The following is a 20,935-nucleotide window of genomic DNA, read 5'->3' on the forward strand; positions in this document are numbered from 1 at the left end:
TTTATAAATTCACCATTCGGCTGGGGCGAATTACATTATCCTTACCTATTTCCGCTACCCCTAAAAACACATTTTGCGGCGAAAACAAACGAACTTGCCCTTGCAGTTGCTGAAGATTATCAAACTTTACCCGCTGACCGAAACCCACGGCTTTTGTTTGCTCTTCGCTCAAACTTAAAACAGGTAATTTTGATACGGCGCTGTCCACCGGTAATAAACGGGCATCTAATGCGGCTAGATCTTCGTCTTGCGCAAATTGCTGCAATTGTTCCCAAGTCAGCATTTTATCCGCCGGATAATCGGATACTGCGGTACGTCTAAGCATACTTACATGAGCGCCGCAACCTAGATATTCGCCTAAATCGTCCACTAACGTACGAATATACGTACCTTTTGAACAATGCACTTCAAGTGTTAAATAAGGTGCTTCATAGCTAATAAAATTAAGCTCGAAAATGCTAATCGGGCGGGCTTCACGCTCTACAACAATCCCCGCTCTGGCATATTCGTAAAGAGGTTTACCCTTATGTTTCAAGGCGGAAAACATAGTGGGAACCTGCATAATATCACCGCGAAAGTGCGGTAAAGAATCAAGGATTTTTTGTTCCGTTACATTCACGGAGCGGGTTTCTACAACTTGCCCTTCCGCATCGGAAGTATCCGTACGTTCGCCTAATTTCGCAATCACCTGATAACGTTTATCCGCATCCAATAAAAACTGAGAAAATTTTGTCGCCTCACCTAAACAAATCGGCAACATTCCTGTTGCCAATGGATCCAATGCGCCCGTATGCCCTGCTTTATTTGCCTGATAAATACGTTTTACCTTCTGCAAAATATCGTTAGACGACATTCCCTGCGGTTTATCAAGTAAAAATACGCCGTGAATATCACGACCGCGTTTACGGGGTCTCGACATTAATCTTCTCCGTTTTCCTCATCAATATGACGTTCTTTGTCACTGCGAACGACATTTGTCACCAGATTTGACATCCGCATACCTTCAACTAAAGACCGGTCATACTCAAAGCGCAATTCAGGCACAATACGCAAACGCATTGCTTTACCCACTAACGAACGAATATAAGGCGCAGCTTTTTCCAGCGCTTTCATGCCTTGTTTAATAGCTTCATCGTCGTTATTGAACAAGAAAGTCACAAAAATTTTGGCATAAGCCAAATCCCGCGAAACCTCTACATCGGAAACCGTCACCATACCGATACGCGGATCTTTCACTTCACGCTGTAAGATCACGGCAATTTCTTTTTGTAGCTCTTGTGCAACGCGATCGGAACGTTTAAATTCTCTTGACATGTTATTTTCCTAAAATCTGAATTTAAGTTTGTATTCAAGCAAACAGGTTAAAAGTGCGGTCAAAAATTTTCAAATTTTAACCGCACTTTTTAGTATCTGTTTATATAAAAGATATAACAGACACTAATCCTATACGAAGTTCAAACTCGCTTATAAAGAATTAAATCGAGCGTTTAATCTCAACCACTTCGAATACCTCGATTTGGTCGCCGACTTTCACGTCATTGTAATTCTTCACGCCGATACCGCATTCCATACCGTTGCGAACTTCGTTCACGTCATCTTTGAAACGACGCAGAGATTCCAATTCGCCTTCAAAAATAACAACATTATCACGCAATACGCGAATCGGGTTGTTACGTTTGATCACACCTTCGGTTACCATACAACCGGCGATAGCACCGAATTTAGGTGAACGGAATACGTCGCGAACTTCCGCAAGACCGATAATTTCCTGTTTGAATTCAGGTTGTAACATACCGCTCATTGCCGCTTTGATCTCGTTTAATAATTCATAAATAATTGAATAATAACGTAAATCAATATTCTCAGTTTCAATAATACGACGAGCTGAGGCATCCGCGCGCACATTGAAACCAACAATAATCGCATTTGAAGCGGCGGCTAATGTCGCATCGGTTTCAGTAATACCGCCCACACCGGAACCGACTACTTTCACTTTTACTTCTTCCGTTGAAAGCTCTTGTAAAGATTGAACGATAGCTTCCACAGAACCCTGAACATCCGCTTTAACGATAACATTTAACTCGGCAACATCGCCTTCCGCCATATTGCTGAACATATTTTCAAGTTTCGCTTTTTGTTGACGGGCTAATTTAACTTCACGGAATTTACCTTGACGATATAGCGCCACTTCACGGGCTTTTTTCTCATCACGAACCACAGTGGCTTCATCACCCGCAGCAGGCACGCCGGAAAGACCCAATACCTCAACCGGAATCGACGGACCGGCAGACTCGACATCTTTGCCCAGCTCATCACGCATTGCGCGTACGCGACCGTATTCGAAACCGCAAAGTAAAATATCACCGCGATTCAGCGTACCGGATTGAACAAGAATAGTCGCAACCGGACCGCGTCCTTTATCCAGATAAGATTCGATTACAACGCCGGTCGCCATACCTTCTTTAACCGCCGTTAATTCCAGCACTTCCGATTGTAATAAGATCGCATCTAATAATTCGTCAACACCCGTCCCTTTTTTGGCGGATACATAAACAAATTGCGTGTCACCGCCGAATTTTTCAGAAACTACGTCATATTGCAATAATTCCTGTTCGACACGATCCGGATTCGCTTCAGGTTTATCGATTTTATTTACCGCAACAACCAAGGGTACGCTTGCCGCTCTGGCATGTTGAATCGCTTCGATAGTTTGCGGCATCACGCCGTCATCGGCGGCAACCACTAAGACAACGATATCCGTCGCTTTCGCACCGCGCGCGCGCATTGAGGTAAACGCCGCATGCCCCGGAGTATCCAGGAAAGTGATCATTTTGCCGTTAGTTTCAACATGATAAGCACCGATATGTTGGGTAATACCGCCGGCCTCACCCGCGGCAACTTTCGCTTTGCGGATATAGTCTAATAATGAGGTTTTACCGTGGTCAACGTGACCCATAATAGTCACAACCGGCGCACGGGTTACTTTTTCAGCATTAACGTCGCGATCTTCCAATACCGATTCTTCTAATTCGTTTTCTTTACGCAGAATCACCTTGTGGCCCATTTCTTCGGCAACCAATTGAGCGGTTTCTTGGTCGATAACCTGATTAATGGTCACCATTTCGCCCATTTTCATCATTGTCTTGATGATTTCCGTCGCTTTTACCGCCATTTTATTAGCAAGTTCCGCTACGGTAATAGTTTCACCGATAACTACGTCACGGTTTACCGCTTGTGCAGGCTTGGTAAACGCTTGTTGAATTGCACTGCTGCCTTTCTTGCCTTGTTTGCCTTTGCCTTTCACGTCTTTTTGGTTACGACGATCCGCATTACGTTCGTCTTTAGAACCGTTATCGTCACGTCCGCCTTTTTTAGCTTTGCCGACTTTATTTTTACCGCGGCCACGCCCTTCTTTACGGCGTTCTTCTTCATCTTCCGCTTCACGGGCATAAGTCGAAGTCAAATGATAATCGGAAAAATCATCGGAAACTTCCGTTGTTTCTCTATCCGCCGCTAATTCAGCCAAACGTTTTGCTTCTTCCGCCGCTTTACGCGCCTGTTCTTCCGCTTTTTGGCGGGCTAACTCATCGGCTTTACGGCGTAATTCCGCTTCTTCCGCTTTAATACGGTCTTTTTCTGCATCCACAACTTTTACCGGTTCCGGTTTTTTCACTGCAGCCGCGACACGTGCCTTTTCAGCATTTTTTTTAGCTTTCTCGGCAGCTTCTTTTTCCGCTTTTTCCGCAGCCGCTTTTTCAGCCGCTTCCTGTGCTTTTAATTTTGCTTCTTCCGCAGCTTTCTTAGCCGCTTCGGTATCAATTTTGCGGGATTTACGCACTTCAACCTGAACTTTACCGCCGGCAACCGTTGTTTTAACTCTGCGCTGTAAACTTAGTTTTTTTGGTGCGTTTTCGTTTTGTGTTTCTTTATCTGTCATAATCTTTTTAATCCTTATTCATCACCAAACCAACAGATATTACGAGCCGCCATAATTAAATCCGCCGCTTTTTCTGCACTTAACTCTTCAATATCCGCTAAATCATCAACACCTTGTTCGGCTAACTCCTCAAGAGTTTTAATATTTTTCTCAGCTAATCTGAATGCAATATGACGTTCCATACCTTCGAGATTTAATAATCTGTCTTCAACCTCGGCTTGTTTTAACGCTTCTTCTTCCGCCACCGCTTTAGCGGTTAACGCATCTTTCGCACGGTTTTGCAACTCTTCAACCAAATCTTCGTCTTCAAGACCGTCAATTGCCGTTAATTCGCTTACCGGCACATAAGCTAATTCTTCAAGGCTTGAGAACCCTTCATCAATGAGAAGCTGTGCAAAGTCTTCATCAAGCTCAAGAGAAGTCATGAATAAATTTAATACCTTATTATCTTCCGCCTGATGTTTTTGCTGCAATTCTTCCGTAGTCATCACATTTAACGTCCAGCCGGTTAACTGGGTCGCTAAACGCACGTTTTGACCGTTACGACCAATAGCTTGTGCTAAATTTTCCTGTTCAACGGCAATATCCATCGAGTGATTATCTTCATCAACCACAATTGAATTTACATCCGCAGGTGCCATGGCGTTAATCACGAATTGAGCCGGATTATCATCCCAAAGTACGATATCCACACGCTCACCGCCTAATTCATTGGTGATAGCCTGAACGCGTGAACCGCGCATACCGACGCAAGCGCCAACCGGGTCAATACGTTTGTCATTACTTTTAACCGCAATTTTTGCACGCAATCCCGCATCGCGAGAAGCGCCTTTAATTTCGATTAATTCTTCACCGATTTCCGGTACTTCCAAACGGAACAACTCTTCAAGCATTACCGGTTTTGCGCGGGTTACAAACAATTGCGCACCTTTACTTTCCGGATTAACTTTATAAAGCACACCGCGTACGCGATCGCCCGGACGGAAGTTTTCACGAGGCAACATATCTTCGCGGGTAATAACCGCTTCCGCCTTCGCCGGATCTTCTTTGTTACCGGTTAAGTCCAGAATAATTGAATCGCGGGTAACTTTTTTTACCGTACCTGTTACGATTTTTCCTTCTTCGGAACGGAATTGTTCAACTACTTTGTTGCGTTCCGCTTCACGAATTTTAGTACTGATTACCTGACGGGCGGTTTGCATGGTAATACGGTCAAAGGCTACGGAATCGATTTGATCTTCCACATAATCGCCTAACTGAATGTCAGGATCTTCGAATTGCGCCGCTTCTAAAGTAATTTCTTTTGTCGGGTTAACCACTTCATCAACCACCAACCAGCGACGGAAAGTGTCAAACTCACCGGTTTTTTGGTTAATCGCAACGCGAACATCAATTTCCTGTTCGTATTTTTTCTTTGTTGAAAGGGCAATCGCACTTTCTAACGCTTCAAAAATCTTCTCACGCGGTAATAATTTTTCATTTGATACTGCTTCCGCAGCTAATAAAATCTCTTTGCTCACTTTTTATGCCTCTATTAAAATTTGGGTATTACGTTCGCTTTTTGAATATTACTTAATGCGAAAGACTGTTCTTGATCGTCCACAATCAAGGTCAGCATATCGCCTTCAATCCGCTCTAATTTGCCTTGCCATTTACGACGGTCTAACATAGGAATACGTAAATGTACTGAAATTTCCTGCCCGACATAACGTTGGAACTGCTCCAAAGTAAATAACGGACGATCCAATCCCGGCGAAGATACTTCAAGATTGTATTTATCGGCAATCGGATCTTCTACGTCTAATATAGCGCTCACCTGACGACTTACATCCGCGCAGTCGTCAACGGTAACGCCGCCTTCTTTATCAATGTATAAACGTACCGTCATAAAGCGACCGGCACGTTGACATTCAATCCCCCAAAGTTCACAGCCTAAATCTTCAACCGAACCTTGCAGCATTTGTTGTAAATTTTGTTCTAATGTTGCCATTTCACCCTCGTAAAATGAGCTGAACAGCCCACCAAGATATCGTTAATATCCGTGGGTTTTTTAACCCACCCTACAAATTTCGGACATAAAAAAAGGGCTTAAAGCCCAGTGTAAATATCCAAATTTTACGTACAAAAAAACCCAAATCTAAAAATTTGGGTTTCACTGAACCTTTATTTTTCTTCCTTATAAGGAAGTGGTTGCGGGGGCCGGATTTGAACCAACGACCTTCGGGTTATGAGCCCGACGAGCTACCAAGCTGCTCCACCCCGCGTCCGAAATATGGCAGCATTATAATGAGAATAATGCGGAAGATCAAGTTTTTAACAAAAATAATTTAAAATAAACCGCACTTTTACGGGATTAGAAACCTATTCCCGTGCTGATACCAACACCGGCGCCGTTATTTCCCACGCCGAAACCGCCGCCGACCGTACAACCGCCGAGTAAAACCAAAGTACATAATAAAATAAGCCGTTTTTTCATTTATTTTCCTCAGTTAAAGGCAGTAAATACTGAAAAAGCCGATAAATGGCGATTAAATCCATTCTGGCAACCGGCTTAAATACCAATAAAATATAATAAAGAAAACGGAATTTTGCTACTAAATTTAATACGTCCTGCCATAAATCCGATTCGCAATATTCTTCATATTTGTTTATCAAATATTGAATCTGTTCACCGGAAAGATGCTTAGAACGGCAAAGGCTATGAATAAATACCAATACATCGCGAATTTTGTGCCATTGCAAATTCAGGCTACGGGAATGAGATTCAAAATCCATAAAGGTCACTTTACCTTGCCGCCAGGCAATATCCCTGATTGCAGGGCGTCCGTGAGTCACCCCTTTTTTATGCAATGAAGTCAAGGCTTTTATGGCATCGACCAGTATCTGATTTTTTTCCGCCGGAGTTAAATTAAGCCCGGCATTTTCAATCCAATGATTTAAAGTCGGTCCCACATCTTTTAATACAAAAAAATCTTCGCCGGATAGTATAACCTGAGGAACGGGCGCCCCCCGCTCATATAAATTTTTGAGAATATGCAGTTCTTCCCGAAAGGATTGTTTCGGATGCGGCTTGAGAATTTTCCACACGCCGGTTAATTTTTCCGGTTGTTTTACCCAGTAAGTCTGATTCTCAAAATCAAAACTAAATATCCGTTTACCTTGATTCTTTTGTACTAACTCATTCACTAATCTACTGAAAACGGCCTGTTTTTTTGTTGTCATTTCCCCACATCCTTAGCCGCCAATAATCGCAAAAAAATTCAAATTTTGACCGCACTTTTATTAACGACGATTCTTTAAACCCGCGAACTTATTGCGTTACGAACTGACTAATAATCGAATAAAAAGGGAAATATTTTAGCCTTTTTTCTTATCTTTTTAAACAAATTAAGAGGCGGACGTTATGTTTCTATCCAGAATTTCTTTTTATTTCACTTTAGTCTGCGGGCTTATCATCGCTATGGTTATCGCACCCTCGGCAAAAGCCAATATGTTTTCGGTCAGTGAAACGGAAATTAATCAATATCTGAGTAAAAAAGGTGAAATCGCCGATAAAATCGGTTTTCCCGGACTTTTCGCCATGGATTATAAAGTGCAGAATTTAACGGCTAAAGTCGGGCAAAATAACGACGGCAGGGTGGAACTTAGCGGTACAATCGACGGCTTATTAAACCTGCAAAAAAATGACTATGTGGGGAAAATTGATCTGACCGTCGACACTATTCCTTATTACGATGCGGAAAAAGGCGCCGTTTATCTGCGGGATTTACGCATCACCAACTGGACAGGTTCTCCGCAACAATATATGGAAAAACTGGAACCCATGATGCCGTTTTTAAGCCGCAGTCTCGCTGCGCTGATGGCGACAATGCCTATTTATACGTTAGATGAAAGCAAACCGCGTGATATGCTGATTAAGAAATTCGCCAAAGGCATTCGGGTTGAAAAAGGGCAATTAAGTCTGGATGCGGGCATTTTATAATAGCGACAAAATAAAAGTGCGGTCAATTTTGCTTAAATTTTATAAAAACTTTTGCAAAATTGACCGCACTTTTTGCCGAAAAGCGATTATTTGCCAATCACTTCTAAGCCGCCCATATACGGACGCAATACTTCCGGTACGGTTACCGAGCCGTCTTCATTTTGGTAGTTTTCCAACACCGCAACCAAGGTGCGACCGACCGCCAAACCGGAACCGTTTAGAGTATGCACCAAACGCGTTTTTTTATCGGTTTTGGAACGGCAGCGAGCCTGCATACGGCGGGCTTGGAAATCCCACATATTAGAACAGGAAGAAATCTCACGGTAAGTATCCTGCGCCGGTACCCAAACTTCTAAATCATAAGTTTTGCATGAACCGAACCCCATATCGCCGGTACATAACAACATTTTACGGTATGGCAAACCTAACAGCTGTAGTACTTTTTCCGCATGAGCGGTTAGCTCTTCCAATGCTTCCATGGATTTATCCGGGTCAACAATTTGCACCATTTCAACTTTATCGAATTGATGCATACGAATTAAACCGCGTGTATCGCGACCGTAAGAACCCGCTTCGGAACGGAAACAAGGCGTATGCGCCGTCATACGAATCGGCAAATCTTCCGTGTTCAGGATTTCATCACGCACTAAATTGGTGACCGGCACTTCGGCGGTCGGAATTAATGCGTAAGGCACTTCGCCTTCTAACGGCGTAGTGTGGAATAAATCTTCACCGAATTTCGGTAACTGACCCGTGCCGTATAAAGTAGTATGGTTAACTAAATAAGGCACATAAGTTTCCGTGTAGCCATGTTGCTCGGTATGCAAGTCCAACATAAATTGGGCCAGCGCACGGTGCATTTTTGCCACTTGTCCTTTCATAACCGCAAAACGCGCACCGCTTAATTTCGCACCGGCGGCAAAATCTATACCGCCGGCAAGATTTTCACCTAAAGTCACGTGATCTTTAATTTCAAAATCAAATTGTCTCGGTGTTCCCCAGCGTGAAATTTCTTTATTTTCCGAATCGTCTTTACCTAACGGCACTTCGTCCGCCGGCAAATTAGGAATAGTTAACGCAATGGTGTTGAGTTCGGCGAGTATTTCGTCCAGTTCCGCTTTTACTGTCGCTAACTCGTGCCCCATATCGTCCATTTCTGCTAATAAAGGCGCAATATTTTCGCCGCGCGCTTTTGCCGCACCAACCGCTTTTGAACGCGCATTACGTTTGGCTTGCAGGGTTTCGGTTTCAACCTGCAGGGCTTTACGTTGTTCTTCTAATTCAGCTAATTCTTTTGTATCTAAAATGAAGTTACGTTTTAATTTTAATGTCGCTGCAACTTCCGCAAGATTATTACGCAGTAAATTCGGGTCGATCATATTGGTACCTATCTGTTTAAATTCATTAAAAACCTGATCATTTTATCTCTATTTGAATAAATAAACCAGTTGAAAATCCGCTTTTCAACCGGCTTATCTTATTTATAACGCTTAACCGAGCTTTGTTTATCCAGCTCCCGTAACCAGGCTAATTTTTCCTGAATTTTGATTTCCATTCCCCGATTCGTCGGTTCATATAGAACCGTATCTTTTAATTCTTCCGGAAAATAATTTTCCCCTGCCGCATAGGCGTTAGGTTCATGATGAGCGTAACGGTATTCCGCTCCATAACCTAAATTCTTCATAAGCTTGGTCGGCGCATTACGTAAATGTACAGGTACGTCAAAATCCGCACTTTCTTTTGCCAGCTGTTTTGCCTGATTAAAGGCGTTATAAACCGCGTTGCTTTTAGGCGCCACCGCAAGATACACAATAGCCTGGGCAATCGCCCGTTCACCTTCGGCAGCCCCCACACGAGTAAAACAATCCCAAGCGGCAATCGCCACCTGCATGGCTCGAGGATCCGCGTTGCCGACGTCTTCCGAAGCAATTGCCAGCAAACGACGGGCAACATAAAGAGGATCGCCGCCTGCGGTAATTATTCTGGCATACCAATAAAGGGCCGCATCGGGCGCGGAACCGCGGATGGATTTATGCACGGCGGAAATTAAATCGTAAAAGCGATCTCCTTGCTTATCAAAGCGCGCTTGCCGTTCGCCGAGTACTTCCGTTAACAAAGTGCGGTCAATTTTTTTACCTTTTTCGCTTTCGTCCGCCATATCAACCATCAGTTCAAGGCAATTCAGCGCGAGGCGGGCGTCGCCGTGTACATAATCCGCCAATAATTCGAGAATACCTTCTTCAAGGTCTAAATTTTCATTGCCAAGCCCTCTTTCTTTATCCGCCAAAGCCTGTTCTAAAACATGAAGAATATCCTGATTGGTCAGCGATTTTAAAATGTAAACCCGAGCGCGGGAAAGTAAGGCGCTATTAAGTTCAAAAGACGGGTTTTCCGTAGTGGCGCCGATAAAAATAATGGTGCCGTCTTCAATATGGGGCAAAAAAGCGTCTTGCTGACTTTTGTTAAAACGATGAACTTCGTCTACAAAAAGAATAGTTCGGCGATCGGCCAGCCTATTTTGTTTAGCGCGTTCAATGGCTTCCCTGATTTCTTTAATACCGCTGGTGACCGCGGAAATCCGCTCCACTTCCGCATTAATTTTATGTGCGATAATTTCCGCCAAGGTGGTTTTGCCGGTGCCGGGCGGCCCCCAAAAGATCATTGAATGCGCATGCCCCGCTTCTATCGCCTTACGTAACGGCTTGCCGTTACCCAGCAAATGTTGCTGACCGCAATATTGTTCCAATGTTGTAGGACGCATTCTTGCCGCAAGCGGCTTAAAATCATTTTCAACAAAATCAAAACTCAAATTAGACATAGGAGATCACTCCGGAAGAGGAAAACGGTGGGCAAATGCCCACCCGAGAAAAGGTTATTTTTTGTTTTTATTGCGTTGATCGTCAAACTCGGCACCTTTCGGCACGGTAAATTTGAATAAGCTGTCGGCGAGCGGTTGATTGGTAATATTACGCAAAATATAAAGATTCGTCTGTCCGTCTTTCTCAATAGTGCTAAACCCTTTTAATACCCCTTGATTATCAATGCGGATATCGAATTGTTTGATATTGCTGTTTTTCGCTTTTGGTTTTAAAACAAACGTATCACCGTTTTGAACAACCGTATATTGGTTCCAGTTCGCCGAATCGTTGCTGGTTAAAAGCACAAAAGGCGTATTATTCACCGCATTTTCCACCCAGTTTGCTGTAACCTGTTCAACGAAAGGATCATAGAACCAAAGGGTTTTGCCGTCGGAAATAATCTGGGTTTCTTGCGGCGCTTTATTATCCATACGGAATAAATTCGGGCGCTTAATCTGCAATTTGCCGCTGCCGGTCTGTACATTTTTGCCGTTTGCCGAGCTGACATTTTGATTGAAGTCTGCGCTGAAATAATTCACCTGTGCCAAACGTTGCTGCAATTCACCTGCCGCATCCGCCCAGGCGGTCGAACTTAATGCCAATGCGAAAAGTGCGGTCATTTTTAAAGCAATTTTTTTCATCTACTTTCCTTATTAAACGGTATAAATTTTTAATAATCGGGATTTCTAGCCAGAATTTCACGCTTACCGTTACGCATTTCCGACACGATACCCTGTTCTTCCAGCTGATCCATAATGCGTGCCGCCCGGTTGAAACCGACTCGGAAACGACGCTGAATTGATGATGCCGATGTTGTACCGGTTCGAATAACAAACTCCATCACTTCGTCAAAAAGGTCGTCTAAATCTTCCGAGCCCTCTCCGGATAATCCGTTATCATCGTCATCGTCTCCCGTACTTTCTAAAATCTCGGAAATATAATTCGGTTTGCCTCTTGCCCGCCAATCGTCGGCTACCCGCACCACTTCGTCATCAGACATAAATGCGCCGTGTACGCGCACAAGATCCGTCGTACCGTTGCCGAGATATAGCATATCGCCTCGTCCCAACAAGGCTTCCGCACCGTTTTGGTCTAAAATAGTGCGAGAGTCATTACGTTGGACAACAGTAAAGGCAATACGGCTCGGGATATTTGACTTAATTAAACCTGTGATCACATCTACCGATGGACGCTGGGTCGCAAGAATTACATGAATCCCCACCGCCCGTGCTTTTTGCGTTAAACGGGCGATCAATTCTTCGACTTGTTTACCGGCAACCATCATTAAATCGGCAAATTCATCAACAATAACCACAATATAGCTTAGTTTTTCTAAAATCGGCGGTACACTGTCCAGCGTATCACCCGGTTTCCAAAGAGGATCCGGAATAGCGATATTTTCCGCCCGATATTCATCAATACGCTCATTAAAGCCCTCAATATTGCGCACCCGTAATTTTGCTAATAACTGATAGCGGCGTTCCATTTCATCCACACACCAACGCAATGCATTTGCCGCTTTTTTCATGTCGGTAACCACTTCCGTGAGCAAGTGAGGAATATCGTTATATACCGATAATTCCACCACTTTCGGGTCGATCATAATGAATTTCACTTCTTCCGGTTTCACTTTATAAAGTAAACTTAAAATCATGGTGTTGATTCCCACGGATTTACCGGAACCGGTTGAGCCCGCCACCAATAAATGCGGGGTTTTAGCCAAATCAATAATAATCGGTTTACCGCTGATATCCTTGCCTAACGCCATCGGCAACAACGCTTTTGAATGACGGAATTCGTCGCTATCCAATACTTCGCGCAACGAAACAATCTGACGATAGGCATTCGGCGTTTCAATACCGATATAAGGCTTGCCGGGAATAGTTTCCGCCACCCGAATAGATTTAAACATTAATGCCCGAGCTAAGTCCGTATCAATATTCGTCACTTTTGAGGCTTTTACTCCCGGCTGTAATTCCAGTTCATAGCGGGTAACGACAGGCCCTACCAACACATCTTTTACGGTTGCTTTTACATTAAAATTACGCAGTTGTTGCTCAATGCGTTGAGAAGTTTCATGAATTTCTTCCGGCGTAATTTCCTGCACATGAGAAGTGCGTTTATCTAACAGATCCAAACTTGGCAACTCGGTTGTCGGCTTGATTAAAGGTTTATGATCGCCGAATAATTGAATAGCCTGATCAATAGAAATGGTTCTTAACCCGTTTGTTTCTTCAGTCTCGGCTTCTTCATCGCTTTCAAATAAATTTGGTTGCGTCGGCTGCAACGAAACCTGCGGTTCAGGCAAATCAGCCAATCCCATAGCCTGCGCTTTTTCTAGACGAATACGCTCGCGTTCCGCTTCCTGTCGGGCAAATTGAGCGGCTAAATCCGCCATATTATCGTCTTCAAAACTCTCGCTTTCACCCATTCCGTAAGCAGCCTGCTTAGTTACGGCGCTATTTTCGGTGAGCGGATGCTGCAATTTAGCAGGCGTAAGTTTTACTTCGGGAATATGCACCTGCGTCAACAAATCTCGGGTAATTTCTTCTTCCGACAACACTACCCCGGTATTTTCGCCGTCTAAAAATTCAGGCATATTTTCAGCTAAGGATTTTTGCTTTTGCCACATCGGAGTAAAATTATTTTCATTCGGCAAATCAATATTCGCATTTTGGCTGGAAATCGTGACTTCAGGCAGATTATCAATTTCGTCAACCGCATAGCCGCCAAAATTTTCAGGATTAGGCGTCTCGTCATCCTCTGTATTTTCAGTAAACTGCGACGGAGTCGATAAGCCCATAATATTAATTCCTCGATGAGCGGGCGTTATCATATCGCGGTGGGACTGTAAGTCTTCCGCCGACTGGATCAAATCCTGTTGTCTGTCGATGTCGCCATCAATCCAGTCCTGAATATCTTCGTCCTCTTGTTGCAGGATTTCTTCATCATTTTGCGCTTGTACCAATGAGGATTCTTCATTTTTTTCCGTTAACCAATTATAAAAACGCATTAATAAGCGAATTAAAGAAGCGCCCGAACAAAAAATAAATCCGATGATAGAAAACACCACCGCCGACATTAACAAACCGAATTTACCGAAAGAAGGATAAACCAGTTTTACAATACTTCCGCCTAAAACACCGCCTGCCAAATGATAATTGGAATTGGATAAAGTTAATGCGGCAAGGGTGGTTAAGCCGCAAACAAGCAGGATAAAGCCGAACATACGTAAACTAAAACGTGTCCAGGTAAGGCTGTCCACCCTTTTTGTACGGATAAAATAGATAGGCGCGATTAACAAAAGAAAAGGCAGTAAATTACCCACATAACCAAACAGGACGAAAAATAAATCAATTACCCAAGCGCCGAATTTACCCGCTTTATTAATGATTTCCGGCTGAAAGCTGGAAACCGACCAAGTGGTATCAAGCGGACTATAACTCGACCAGGCAATAATAAGATAAAAACCTAAAAGTGCGGTCAATCCAAAAAGAATTTCTACAAGATAATGTTTCGGCGTGAAGCCTTGGGTTAATTTTCTGATCATCTTTCTATTATTTTAATTGTAAAAAATTAGTCTGTTTTACTTCTTCCATCACCACATAAGTTCGGGTGTCGTTCACACCGGGCAAACGCAATAAGGTTGTGCCGAGTAATTTACGGTATGCCGCCATATCCGCCACACGGGTTTTCAGCAAATAGTCAAAATCCCCGGAAACCAAATGGCATTCCTGAATTTCATCCAGTTCCTGTACCGCCGCATTAAATTCTTCAAACACATCGGGTTTCCCGCGGATTAAGGTAATTTCGACAATAACAAGAAGCGGCGAATTTAATAATTCCGGGTTTAATAATGCTTTATAGCCCATAATAACCCCTTGTTTCTCAAGGCGCTTTACCCGCTCCAAACAAGGTGTCGGCGACAATCCGACCTTTTTTGACAAATCAATATTTGAAATTTTGCCGTTACGTTGCAATTCATTAAGAATTTTAATATCTATGCTGTCGAGTGCTTTAGGCAATTTTTTTTCCATAAAATTCACCATGTAATGTAGATTATTCGTTTGATTCTACACTATTTTCCAGTTCATTATGTGTTTTTTTGCGGTTAATTAGCCTCGGGATTGGGTAAAAATTTTATTTTTTCTCTTATTTATAGTTTTTCATGCAAATTATCACTCATTTTTTGTATGTATTTTACGCTTATCAGGCGTATAATTTATAACAACTTATTAACAAACTAAGGAAATCATCATGGAAAATCCTTTTACCGCTAAATGGTCCACCCAGGGAAATACCCTCTGTTTAGGGCATTGGGATATTAATTACCAAGGATTACCGCTTGTTCTTCCCGAAGAACGTCGTGATCAGGATATGGGCACAAAAGGGATCTACAATTTTATCGACCCGGATGATGAACTCTATCTTGAAGGACTGGATGAAGATGACTGGCTACTCGAAAATATCGACTGGTTAAGCGATGTATTTATCGAACATAATATTCCGCTGGAAGAAGAAAACATGCGTTTGTTCTATAAAGCGGTAAACAAAGCGGATTGGCGTTGCGGCAGCTGCGGCGGCTGCATTTAAAAGTGCGGTCAAAAAAACGAAAATTTTAACCGCACTTTTGCGTTATTTAGCTAAACATTCCCCATAACTATCGGCGGTAAATTGTAAAAAATCCGCATACGATCTTTTGCCTAGTTGGATTTTATCGCCCATAGGATCCAAACGCCCCACATGGACGCCAGTGCCTTTGCTTAAACTTTCAATCACTTTAGGCGTAAATTGCGGCTCGGCGAATAAACAGGAGACTTTATGTTCGGCAATTTCTTCTTTAATTGTCGCCAAGGTTTTTGCCCCCGGCGAAACCAACGGATTAATAGTGAAATAGCCCGTTTGTTTCAGCCCGTAAGCATCGTTGAAATAGCCGTAAGCATCGTGGAAAACATAAAATCCTTTGTCTTTAACGGCAGCAAGCTGCAGTTTAATTTTATCGCTTCGCTCGTTTAAAGTGCGGTTAAAATCAAGTAAGTTTTCAGCTATTAATTCTTTTTGGGCAGGAAACCGTTCGGTCAGTTTCTCCGCTAATTCCGCAGCCACCATTTTGCTGATTTCAGGCGAATACCAAATATGCCAGTTAGTACTTAGACCTGTTTTATCATGTTCGTCATGATCATGCTGATGCTCATCCTCGTGATCAGCGTGATGATGTTCATGGTCATGTTCTTTATGATGATGTGTCGCCTTACCAAGTAACGGCGCAACGCTATCAAGCTTAGCGATAGTGATAACCTTTCGATTGTCTAAAGCACCGATACTTTTCGCTAAAAAGCTATCGACATCCTCGCCGATCCAGAGTAATAAATCCGCGGATTTCAGTTTTTTTACGTCAGTGGGTTTTAAACTGTAATCATGGGGAGACGCACCGGTCGGCACCACAATATCCGTTTCCGTTACGCCATCGGCAATGGAAGATGCGATAAAACCTAAAGGTTTAATGGACGCCACTACTTTCGCATTTACCGCACAAGCCGCGGAACTGAGGATTGCAGCCAATAAAACTTGTTTTAAAATCAATCTGTTTGCCATAAATATTCCCCTTTTTATAAAAATAAAGTTATTGTTTAGTAAGTAACTTGTCGACAACTCGAGAAACCGCAAAAAAACCGAAAGTTGCCGTAATCATGGTCGCCGCACCAAAGCCGTTCTCACAATTCATTGAAGCGGAAATCCCACAACCTTCGCTCATTTGCGGAAAAATCAACGGCTGCGTGGAAAATACGCAATCCACACCGAATTTACGCTTCGGATTTTGGCTGAAATGATAATTTTTACGTAAAAGCGACCGCACTTTTGAGGCTAAAGGATCCTGTACGGTTTTACTTAAATCGGCAATTTGAATTTGAGTCGGATCCGTTTGACCGCCGGCACCGCCAACCATAATCACTTTTATTTTATTACGCTTACAATAAGCGATTAACGCCGCTTTGGTTTTTACGCTATCAATGGCATCGATCACATAATCATAATCGCTGTGTAGATATTCCGCTAAATTTTCGGGAGAAATAAAATCATCAATGATTTCAACTTTGCATTCAGGGTTGATCAACTCCACCCGCTCTTTCATCACTTCGGTTTTTAATTTACCGATATTGCCGGTGAGTGCATGAATTTGGCGATTAATATTGGTAACGCAAATATCGTCCATATCGATTAAAGTCAACTTGCCGACCCCCGAACGCGCCAACGCTTCTACACACCAAGAGCCGACACCGCCAATACCAATCACGCAAACATGCGCTTGACGTAAGCGTTCCAATCCCTGTGGGGTGTATAAACGTCCGATACCGCCGAAACGCTGTTCGTAATTATCCACTCTTTCCATTTAAATTTTCCTTATGTTCACATAAAGCCGGCACGAACAATGTCCGTGCCGGCAGTTTCCAATTGAGTAACAAAATTAACGCAACACCCAAACTCGTCCGTAATGTTTTAATAAACCTGAAATATGACCCGCTTTATCGCCGATACCTTGGTATAAATCAAAATGATTTCCTTTTACCGCTCCGCCCACATCTAACGCCACCATCAAATGTAAACGATGTTCGCCCGTCCAGTTTCCTTCGTTGTCAATTTGCGGAATCTCCACCAACAGCACGGAGCCCGAAGGCACAATGCTGCGATCCGAAGCCACGGAAGCCAAAGGCACTAAAGGCACACCTGCCGAACCTTTTACTTTCCCCGCCGGATCATTTTTGAAGAAAACATAAGAAGGATTACGCTCTAACAAACTTTGTAGCCTTGAAGGGTTACGCTCAGCCCAATCGCGAATTGCCTGAATCGACATTTTTTCTTTCGGAATTTCGCCGTCTTCCACTAATAATCTGCCTACAGCCTGATATTTATAGCCGTTTTGTCCTGCGTAGGCGAAATAATTTAAATTACCGTTACCGAAATCCACATAACCGCTGCCCTGCACGCCAAGCAGAAAATTATCCAGCATAGAATCGCTATAAGCCAGCTCCAGTCCCTTACCTTCCAGTGCGCCGGCATAAATTTGCGAACGGGTAAAACGTTTTTGAGACGGCATTGCATAAATAGGATGTTGGTATTTTCCCTGTGCGGAATAACGGGCGTGAATTACCGGCGAATAATAGCCGGTCAATAACACGTTCTGATAACCGTCTTCACCCGACATAACTTGCGGACGAATACCGTAATTGGCAAGCTGATTAACGTCCGCGCCGGCTAAAACCCATTGGCTGATTTTATTGTAGTTATCATAATAAGTTGAGGAAATACCTGTTGAATAAGCCCGAACATTGGATAACTGGGTTAAAAAATCACCCTGATTGACCACGCCGGAATAATTATCCACATTCGCGCTGCTGAAAAGACTTGTGCTGTAACTGCGCCCTTTATATTTTGCCCCGAATTGCGCCGGATCTACGCTTGATTCCGTTGTTTTTTTAACCGCATTGGTATTGGACGAGCAAGCGGCCAAAACTGTCGCAGCAAGCACGGTCGCCGCTTTTAATACAAAATTTTTTGTAAAAAACATAATAAAGGTCCTAATAAAATTCAAAAATAAATCAGCAGCTAATCAACTAATTTAAGGGGAAGTTATGCTATCAAAATTTATACAAAGTCTCTAATCTTTTTTATCCAAATTCTAATTATCGGATGACCGAGTTGTTTAGCATTTATGCAAATCGTTTATTTTTATTGCGAACGAAGCATTTAACATAAATAGTCCTTGCAATTCAAAAAAATGCGAGTATAGTACGCCCCATCAGACGCGGGGTGGAGCAGCTTGGTAGCTCGTCGGGCTCATAACCCGAAGGTCGTTGGTTCAAATCCGGCCCCCGCAACCAAATTCAAAAGAAAGGCATTAATTTTATTAATGCCTTTTTGTTATCTGCCCTATATAGAAAAAGGCGATAAAAAAAACCGCCCCTAAAAAACATTAAAACATTCTTAACAAATTCTCGGCAACGGTTCGTTTGCAGGTAAATCCAACAATCTTGTTTGCCCGAAAATGCCTACAACCCTTACCTTTTTATCATCGGTGACTTCGCCGATTATCGCCGCGTTTTTACCTAATTCATGACTGTGAAGTGCGGTCAGAATTTCCTGAGTTTTTTCCGCTTTAGTAATAATTACAAGCTTGCCTTCATTAGCGAAATTTAATGGTTCCAAGCCGAGCAGTTCGCAGATTCCGCGTACTTCGTTACGCATTGGTAAATCTTCTTCATGCACTTGCATGCCCAGATTTTGTGTTTGAGCATATTCGTGTAAAACCGCATTTACGCCGCCGCGAGTTGCGTCTCTAATCGCTTTTACTCCCTGAATCGGGCGTAGCAAATCAATTAATGAACTAAGCACTGCGCAATCGCTATGCAAATCGGTTTTAATGCCGAGATTTTCGCGTAGGTTTAAAATCGTTGCGCCATGATCGCCGATAGTGCCGCTGACAATAATTTTATCACCCGCTTCTATTTGATGTGCTCCCCAATCAATCTCTGCGGGAATCACGCCGATTCCACTGGTGTTGATAAACACTTTATCCACTGCGCCTTTTTGTACCACTTTAGTATCGCCGGTGACTATCTGAACGCCCGCCCGGCGGCAAGTTTCCGCCATTGCCCGAATAATTTCCTTTAATTCGCTGAGCGGTAAACCTTCTTCAAGAATAAATCCGCATGAAAGATATTTCGGAATCGCACCGCCAACGGCAATATCGTTTACCGTGCCGCAGACAGCGAGTTTGCCGATATTTCCGCCGGGGAAAAAGATCGGATCAATCACAAAACTGTCGGTAGAAAATGCTAATTTTTCACCGCACTTTATCAGTTCAGCCAAAGGAATTCGGGCTTGATCTTCCCCTTGGGCTAAAGTCGGGTTATCGAAGGCTTCAACAAAATAATCCCGAATCAGTTGTTGCATGGCGGCACCGCCATTGCCGTGAGCCATTGTGATGAAATCAGTCATAATATTCTCTTTGTTATGTTTTGCCTGCCTGTTGCAAGCCGCTAATTTTACTCTCTGCGATACTGATAATAAGCCGCACAGGCACCTTCCGAAGAAACCATCAATGCGCCGTAAGCGTTATCAGGGTTACAGTCACTGCCAAATAACGGGCAGTCGGCAGGTTTGCATTTGCCGGTTAGCACATCGCCGCAACGGGAATTCGGATCATCGGCGACTTGCTGCGCCTTACTGTTAAAGTAGATCTCCGCATCAAAGCGGCGATAATCGACGGTTAATTCCACGCCGGATTCTTCAATTTCACCAAGACCTCGCCATTCGCTGCGGGCTTTAAGTTGAAACACTTCCGCCATAGCTTTTTGCGCCAACATATTGCCCTGTTCGTGCACGATTCGCTTATATTGATTTTCAACTTCGCAACGCCCGTCCGCAAACTGCTCTACCAACATAACAATAGATTGCAGAATATCTAAAGGTTCAAACCCGGCGATTACAAAAGGTTTACGGAATTTTTTACAAAGTTCCCTATAAGGTGCGGAGCCAATCACCATACTCACATGACCCGGCGCAATAAAACCGTCAATTTTAATTTGATCCTGCGAAAGCAAACTGCGCAATGTTGGAATAATAGTAATGTTTTGAGAAACGATCCAAAAATTGGCAATATTCCGCCGTTTTGCCTGTTGCAAAGTCACGGCGGCGGCGGGCATTGTAGTCTCAAAACCAAGCGAAAAAAATACCACTTTTTTATCGGGATTGCTTAAGGCGATATTTAACGCATCCAGCGGAGAATAAACAATGCGTACGTCACAACCCTGGGCTTTTGCTTCCAGCAAGGAACCTTTACGCCCTTTTACCCGCATGGCATCGCCAAAAGTGCAAAAAATCACATTGGGATTTTGTGCAATCTCAATACACAGGTCAATCCGCCCCATAGGCAACACGCAAACCGGGCAACCCGGTCCGTGTATAAATTCGATAGACTCGGGCAATAACCGATCTAAACCGAATTTAAAAATACTATGAGTATGCCCGCCGCAGACTTCCATTAAATACAATGGATTTTTTGCCGAAAACTGCGGTAAATTTTTCATTAATTTTGTTAATCGTTCAACTAAATGTTTAGCCAATTTAGGATCGCGAAATTCATCCACGAACTGCATT

At 43.3% G+C, this 20,935-nt stretch carries 19 protein-coding genes and 2 tRNA genes; 3 read left to right on the plus strand and 18 right to left on the minus strand.

Annotated elements, in window-relative coordinates; translation table 11 throughout:
- Window position 1: 1 nt before the first annotated feature.
- From truB to MS_RS06595, 8 genes are all read right to left on the minus strand, one after another.
- On the minus strand, window positions 2-919 hold the full coding sequence (truB, locus tag MS_RS06565) for a tRNA pseudouridine(55) synthase TruB (protein ID WP_011200615.1): 918 nt from the start codon (window positions 917-919) through the stop codon (window positions 2-4).
- Window positions 919-1,314 carry a 30S ribosome-binding factor RbfA gene (rbfA, locus tag MS_RS06570; RefSeq protein WP_011200616.1) on the minus strand — a complete coding sequence of 132 codons (396 nt, stop codon included), beginning with the start codon at window positions 1,312-1,314 and terminating at the stop codon, window positions 919-921. Before rbfA ends, truB begins: the two co-directional genes overlap by 1 nt.
- Before the next feature lie 160 nt (window positions 1,315-1,474).
- The gene (gene infB, locus MS_RS06575) at window positions 1,475-3,937 is read right to left on the minus strand and encodes a translation initiation factor IF-2 (RefSeq protein ID WP_011200618.1); all 2,463 of its coding nucleotides are present in this window, start codon (window positions 3,935-3,937) and stop codon (window positions 1,475-1,477) included.
- Window positions 3,938-3,951: 14 nt separating this feature from the next.
- Window positions 3,952-5,457: a transcription termination factor NusA gene (nusA, locus tag MS_RS06580; protein WP_011200619.1), complete on the minus strand. Its 1,506-nt coding sequence runs from the start codon at window positions 5,455-5,457 to the stop codon at window positions 3,952-3,954.
- 14 nt (window positions 5,458-5,471) lie between these two features.
- On the minus strand, window positions 5,472-5,927 hold the full coding sequence (gene rimP, locus MS_RS06585; protein ID WP_011200620.1) for a ribosome maturation factor RimP: 456 nt from the start codon (window positions 5,925-5,927) through the stop codon (window positions 5,472-5,474).
- Window positions 5,928-6,124: 197 nt separating this feature from the next.
- Window positions 6,125-6,201: transfer RNA gene (locus MS_RS06590), tRNA-Met, on the minus strand.
- 89 nt (window positions 6,202-6,290) lie between these two features.
- A complete protein-coding gene (locus MS_RS11255; RefSeq protein WP_011200621.1) occupies window positions 6,291-6,413 on the minus strand; it encodes a hypothetical protein in 123 nt (40 codons plus the stop codon).
- Window positions 6,410-7,159 carry a phosphotransferase gene (locus tag MS_RS06595; protein WP_011200622.1) on the minus strand — a complete coding sequence of 250 codons (750 nt, stop codon included), beginning with the start codon at window positions 7,157-7,159 and terminating at the stop codon, window positions 6,410-6,412. The genes MS_RS11255 and MS_RS06595 overlap by 4 nt, the downstream gene beginning before the upstream one ends.
- Window positions 7,160-7,340: 181 nt before the next feature.
- Between MS_RS06595 and MS_RS06600 the strand changes: the two genes are divergently transcribed.
- Window positions 7,341-7,919 (plus strand): DUF1439 domain-containing protein, encoded by a 579-nt coding sequence (locus MS_RS06600; RefSeq protein WP_011200623.1) that lies wholly within the window; start codon window positions 7,341-7,343, stop codon window positions 7,917-7,919.
- A gap of 86 nt (window positions 7,920-8,005) precedes the next feature.
- On the opposite strand, the gene serS is transcribed toward MS_RS06600, so the two are convergent.
- From serS to lrp, 5 genes are all read right to left on the minus strand, one after another.
- Window positions 8,006-9,298 (minus strand): serine--tRNA ligase, encoded by a 1,293-nt coding sequence (serS, locus tag MS_RS06605; protein WP_011200624.1) that lies wholly within the window; start codon window positions 9,296-9,298, stop codon window positions 8,006-8,008.
- A gap of 98 nt (window positions 9,299-9,396) precedes the next feature.
- Window positions 9,397-10,737: a replication-associated recombination protein A gene (locus MS_RS06610; protein ID WP_011200625.1), complete on the minus strand. Its 1,341-nt coding sequence runs from the start codon at window positions 10,735-10,737 to the stop codon at window positions 9,397-9,399.
- A 54-nt stretch (window positions 10,738-10,791) separates the two neighbouring features.
- Window positions 10,792-11,418 carry an outer membrane lipoprotein chaperone LolA gene (gene lolA / locus MS_RS06615; RefSeq protein ID WP_011200626.1) on the minus strand — a complete coding sequence of 209 codons (627 nt, stop codon included), beginning with the start codon at window positions 11,416-11,418 and terminating at the stop codon, window positions 10,792-10,794.
- A gap of 29 nt (window positions 11,419-11,447) precedes the next feature.
- A complete protein-coding gene (locus MS_RS06620) occupies window positions 11,448-14,327 on the minus strand; it encodes a DNA translocase FtsK (protein ID WP_011200628.1) in 2,880 nt (959 codons plus the stop codon).
- A 7-nt stretch (window positions 14,328-14,334) separates the two neighbouring features.
- On the minus strand, window positions 14,335-14,814 hold the full coding sequence (gene lrp / locus MS_RS06625; RefSeq protein ID WP_011200629.1) for a leucine-responsive transcriptional regulator Lrp: 480 nt from the start codon (window positions 14,812-14,814) through the stop codon (window positions 14,335-14,337).
- Window positions 14,815-15,034: 220 nt separating this feature from the next.
- On the opposite strand from lrp, the gene MS_RS06630 reads away from it, so the two are divergent.
- Window positions 15,035-15,370, plus strand: coding sequence for a hypothetical protein (locus MS_RS06630; RefSeq protein WP_011200630.1), 336 nt, complete (start codon window positions 15,035-15,037; stop codon window positions 15,368-15,370).
- Window positions 15,371-15,412: 42 nt separating this feature from the next.
- On the opposite strand, the gene znuA is transcribed toward MS_RS06630, so the two are convergent.
- From znuA to mltA, 3 genes are all read right to left on the minus strand, one after another.
- Window positions 15,413-16,372 (minus strand): zinc ABC transporter substrate-binding protein ZnuA, encoded by a 960-nt coding sequence (znuA, locus tag MS_RS06635; RefSeq protein WP_011200631.1) that lies wholly within the window; start codon window positions 16,370-16,372, stop codon window positions 15,413-15,415.
- Between the two features lie 28 nt (window positions 16,373-16,400).
- Complete coding sequence (gene tcdA / locus MS_RS06640; RefSeq protein WP_011200632.1) at window positions 16,401-17,168, minus strand: tRNA cyclic N6-threonylcarbamoyladenosine(37) synthase TcdA; 768 nt, start codon at window positions 17,166-17,168, stop codon at window positions 16,401-16,403.
- A gap of 75 nt (window positions 17,169-17,243) precedes the next feature.
- Window positions 17,244-18,344 (minus strand): murein transglycosylase A, encoded by a 1,101-nt coding sequence (gene mltA / locus MS_RS06645; protein WP_041639839.1) that lies wholly within the window; start codon window positions 18,342-18,344, stop codon window positions 17,244-17,246.
- 236 nt (window positions 18,345-18,580) lie between these two features.
- On the opposite strand from mltA, the gene MS_RS06650 reads away from it, so the two are divergent.
- A tRNA-Met gene (locus tag MS_RS06650) sits at window positions 18,581-18,657 on the plus strand.
- Between the two features lie 103 nt (window positions 18,658-18,760).
- Here MS_RS06650 and hypE read toward each other — a convergent pair.
- Both hypE and hypD read right to left on the minus strand, forming a co-directional pair.
- Window positions 18,761-19,774, minus strand: coding sequence for a hydrogenase expression/formation protein HypE (hypE, locus tag MS_RS06655; RefSeq protein ID WP_011200634.1), 1,014 nt, complete (start codon window positions 19,772-19,774; stop codon window positions 18,761-18,763).
- A gap of 47 nt (window positions 19,775-19,821) precedes the next feature.
- The gene (gene hypD, locus MS_RS06660; RefSeq protein WP_011200635.1) at window positions 19,822-20,934 is read right to left on the minus strand and encodes a hydrogenase formation protein HypD; all 1,113 of its coding nucleotides are present in this window, start codon (window positions 20,932-20,934) and stop codon (window positions 19,822-19,824) included.
- Window position 20,935 lies beyond the last annotated feature (1 nt).

The organism is [Mannheimia] succiniciproducens MBEL55E, from assembly GCF_000007745.1.
Lineage (GTDB): Bacteria > Pseudomonadota > Gammaproteobacteria > Enterobacterales > Pasteurellaceae > Basfia > Basfia succiniciproducens.

Bases quoted from the DNA above. Each gene is read 5' to 3' on its own strand.
- truB (WP_011200615.1), bottom strand. From the start codon at position 919: ATGTCGAGACCCCGTAAACGCGGTCGTGATATTCACGGCGTATTTTTA.
- rbfA (WP_011200616.1), bottom strand. From the start codon at position 1,314: ATGTCAAGAGAATTTAAACGTTCCGATCGCGTTGCACAAGAGCTACAA.
- infB (WP_011200618.1), bottom strand. From the start codon at position 3,937: ATGACAGATAAAGAAACACAAAACGAAAACGCACCAAAAAAACTAAGT.
- rimP (WP_011200620.1), bottom strand. From the start codon at position 5,927: ATGGCAACATTAGAACAAAATTTACAACAAATGCTGCAAGGTTCGGTT.
- MS_RS11255 (WP_011200621.1), bottom strand. From the start codon at position 6,413: ATGAAAAAACGGCTTATTTTATTATGTACTTTGGTTTTACTCGGCGGT.
- MS_RS06595 (WP_011200622.1), bottom strand. From the start codon at position 7,159: ATGACAACAAAAAAACAGGCCGTTTTCAGTAGATTAGTGAATGAGTTA.
- MS_RS06600 (WP_011200623.1), top strand. From the start codon at position 7,341: ATGTTTCTATCCAGAATTTCTTTTTATTTCACTTTAGTCTGCGGGCTT.
- serS (WP_011200624.1), bottom strand. From the start codon at position 9,298: ATGATCGACCCGAATTTACTGCGTAATAATCTTGCGGAAGTTGCAGCG.
- MS_RS06610 (WP_011200625.1), bottom strand. From the start codon at position 10,737: ATGTCTAATTTGAGTTTTGATTTTGTTGAAAATGATTTTAAGCCGCTT.
- lolA (WP_011200626.1), bottom strand. From the start codon at position 11,418: ATGAAAAAAATTGCTTTAAAAATGACCGCACTTTTCGCATTGGCATTA.
- MS_RS06620 (WP_011200628.1), bottom strand. From the start codon at position 14,327: ATGATCAGAAAATTAACCCAAGGCTTCACGCCGAAACATTATCTTGTA.
- lrp (WP_011200629.1), bottom strand. From the start codon at position 14,814: ATGGAAAAAAAATTGCCTAAAGCACTCGACAGCATAGATATTAAAATT.
- MS_RS06630 (WP_011200630.1), top strand. From the start codon at position 15,035: ATGGAAAATCCTTTTACCGCTAAATGGTCCACCCAGGGAAATACCCTC.
- znuA (WP_011200631.1), bottom strand. From the start codon at position 16,372: ATGGCAAACAGATTGATTTTAAAACAAGTTTTATTGGCTGCAATCCTC.
- tcdA (WP_011200632.1), bottom strand. From the start codon at position 17,168: ATGGAAAGAGTGGATAATTACGAACAGCGTTTCGGCGGTATCGGACGT.
- mltA (WP_041639839.1), bottom strand. From the start codon at position 18,344: ATGTTTTTTACAAAAAATTTTGTATTAAAAGCGGCGACCGTGCTTGCT.
- hypE (WP_011200634.1), bottom strand. From the start codon at position 19,774: ATGACTGATTTCATCACAATGGCTCACGGCAATGGCGGTGCCGCCATG.
- hypD (WP_011200635.1), bottom strand. From the start codon at position 20,934: ATGCAGTTCGTGGATGAATTTCGCGATCCTAAATTGGCTAAACATTTA.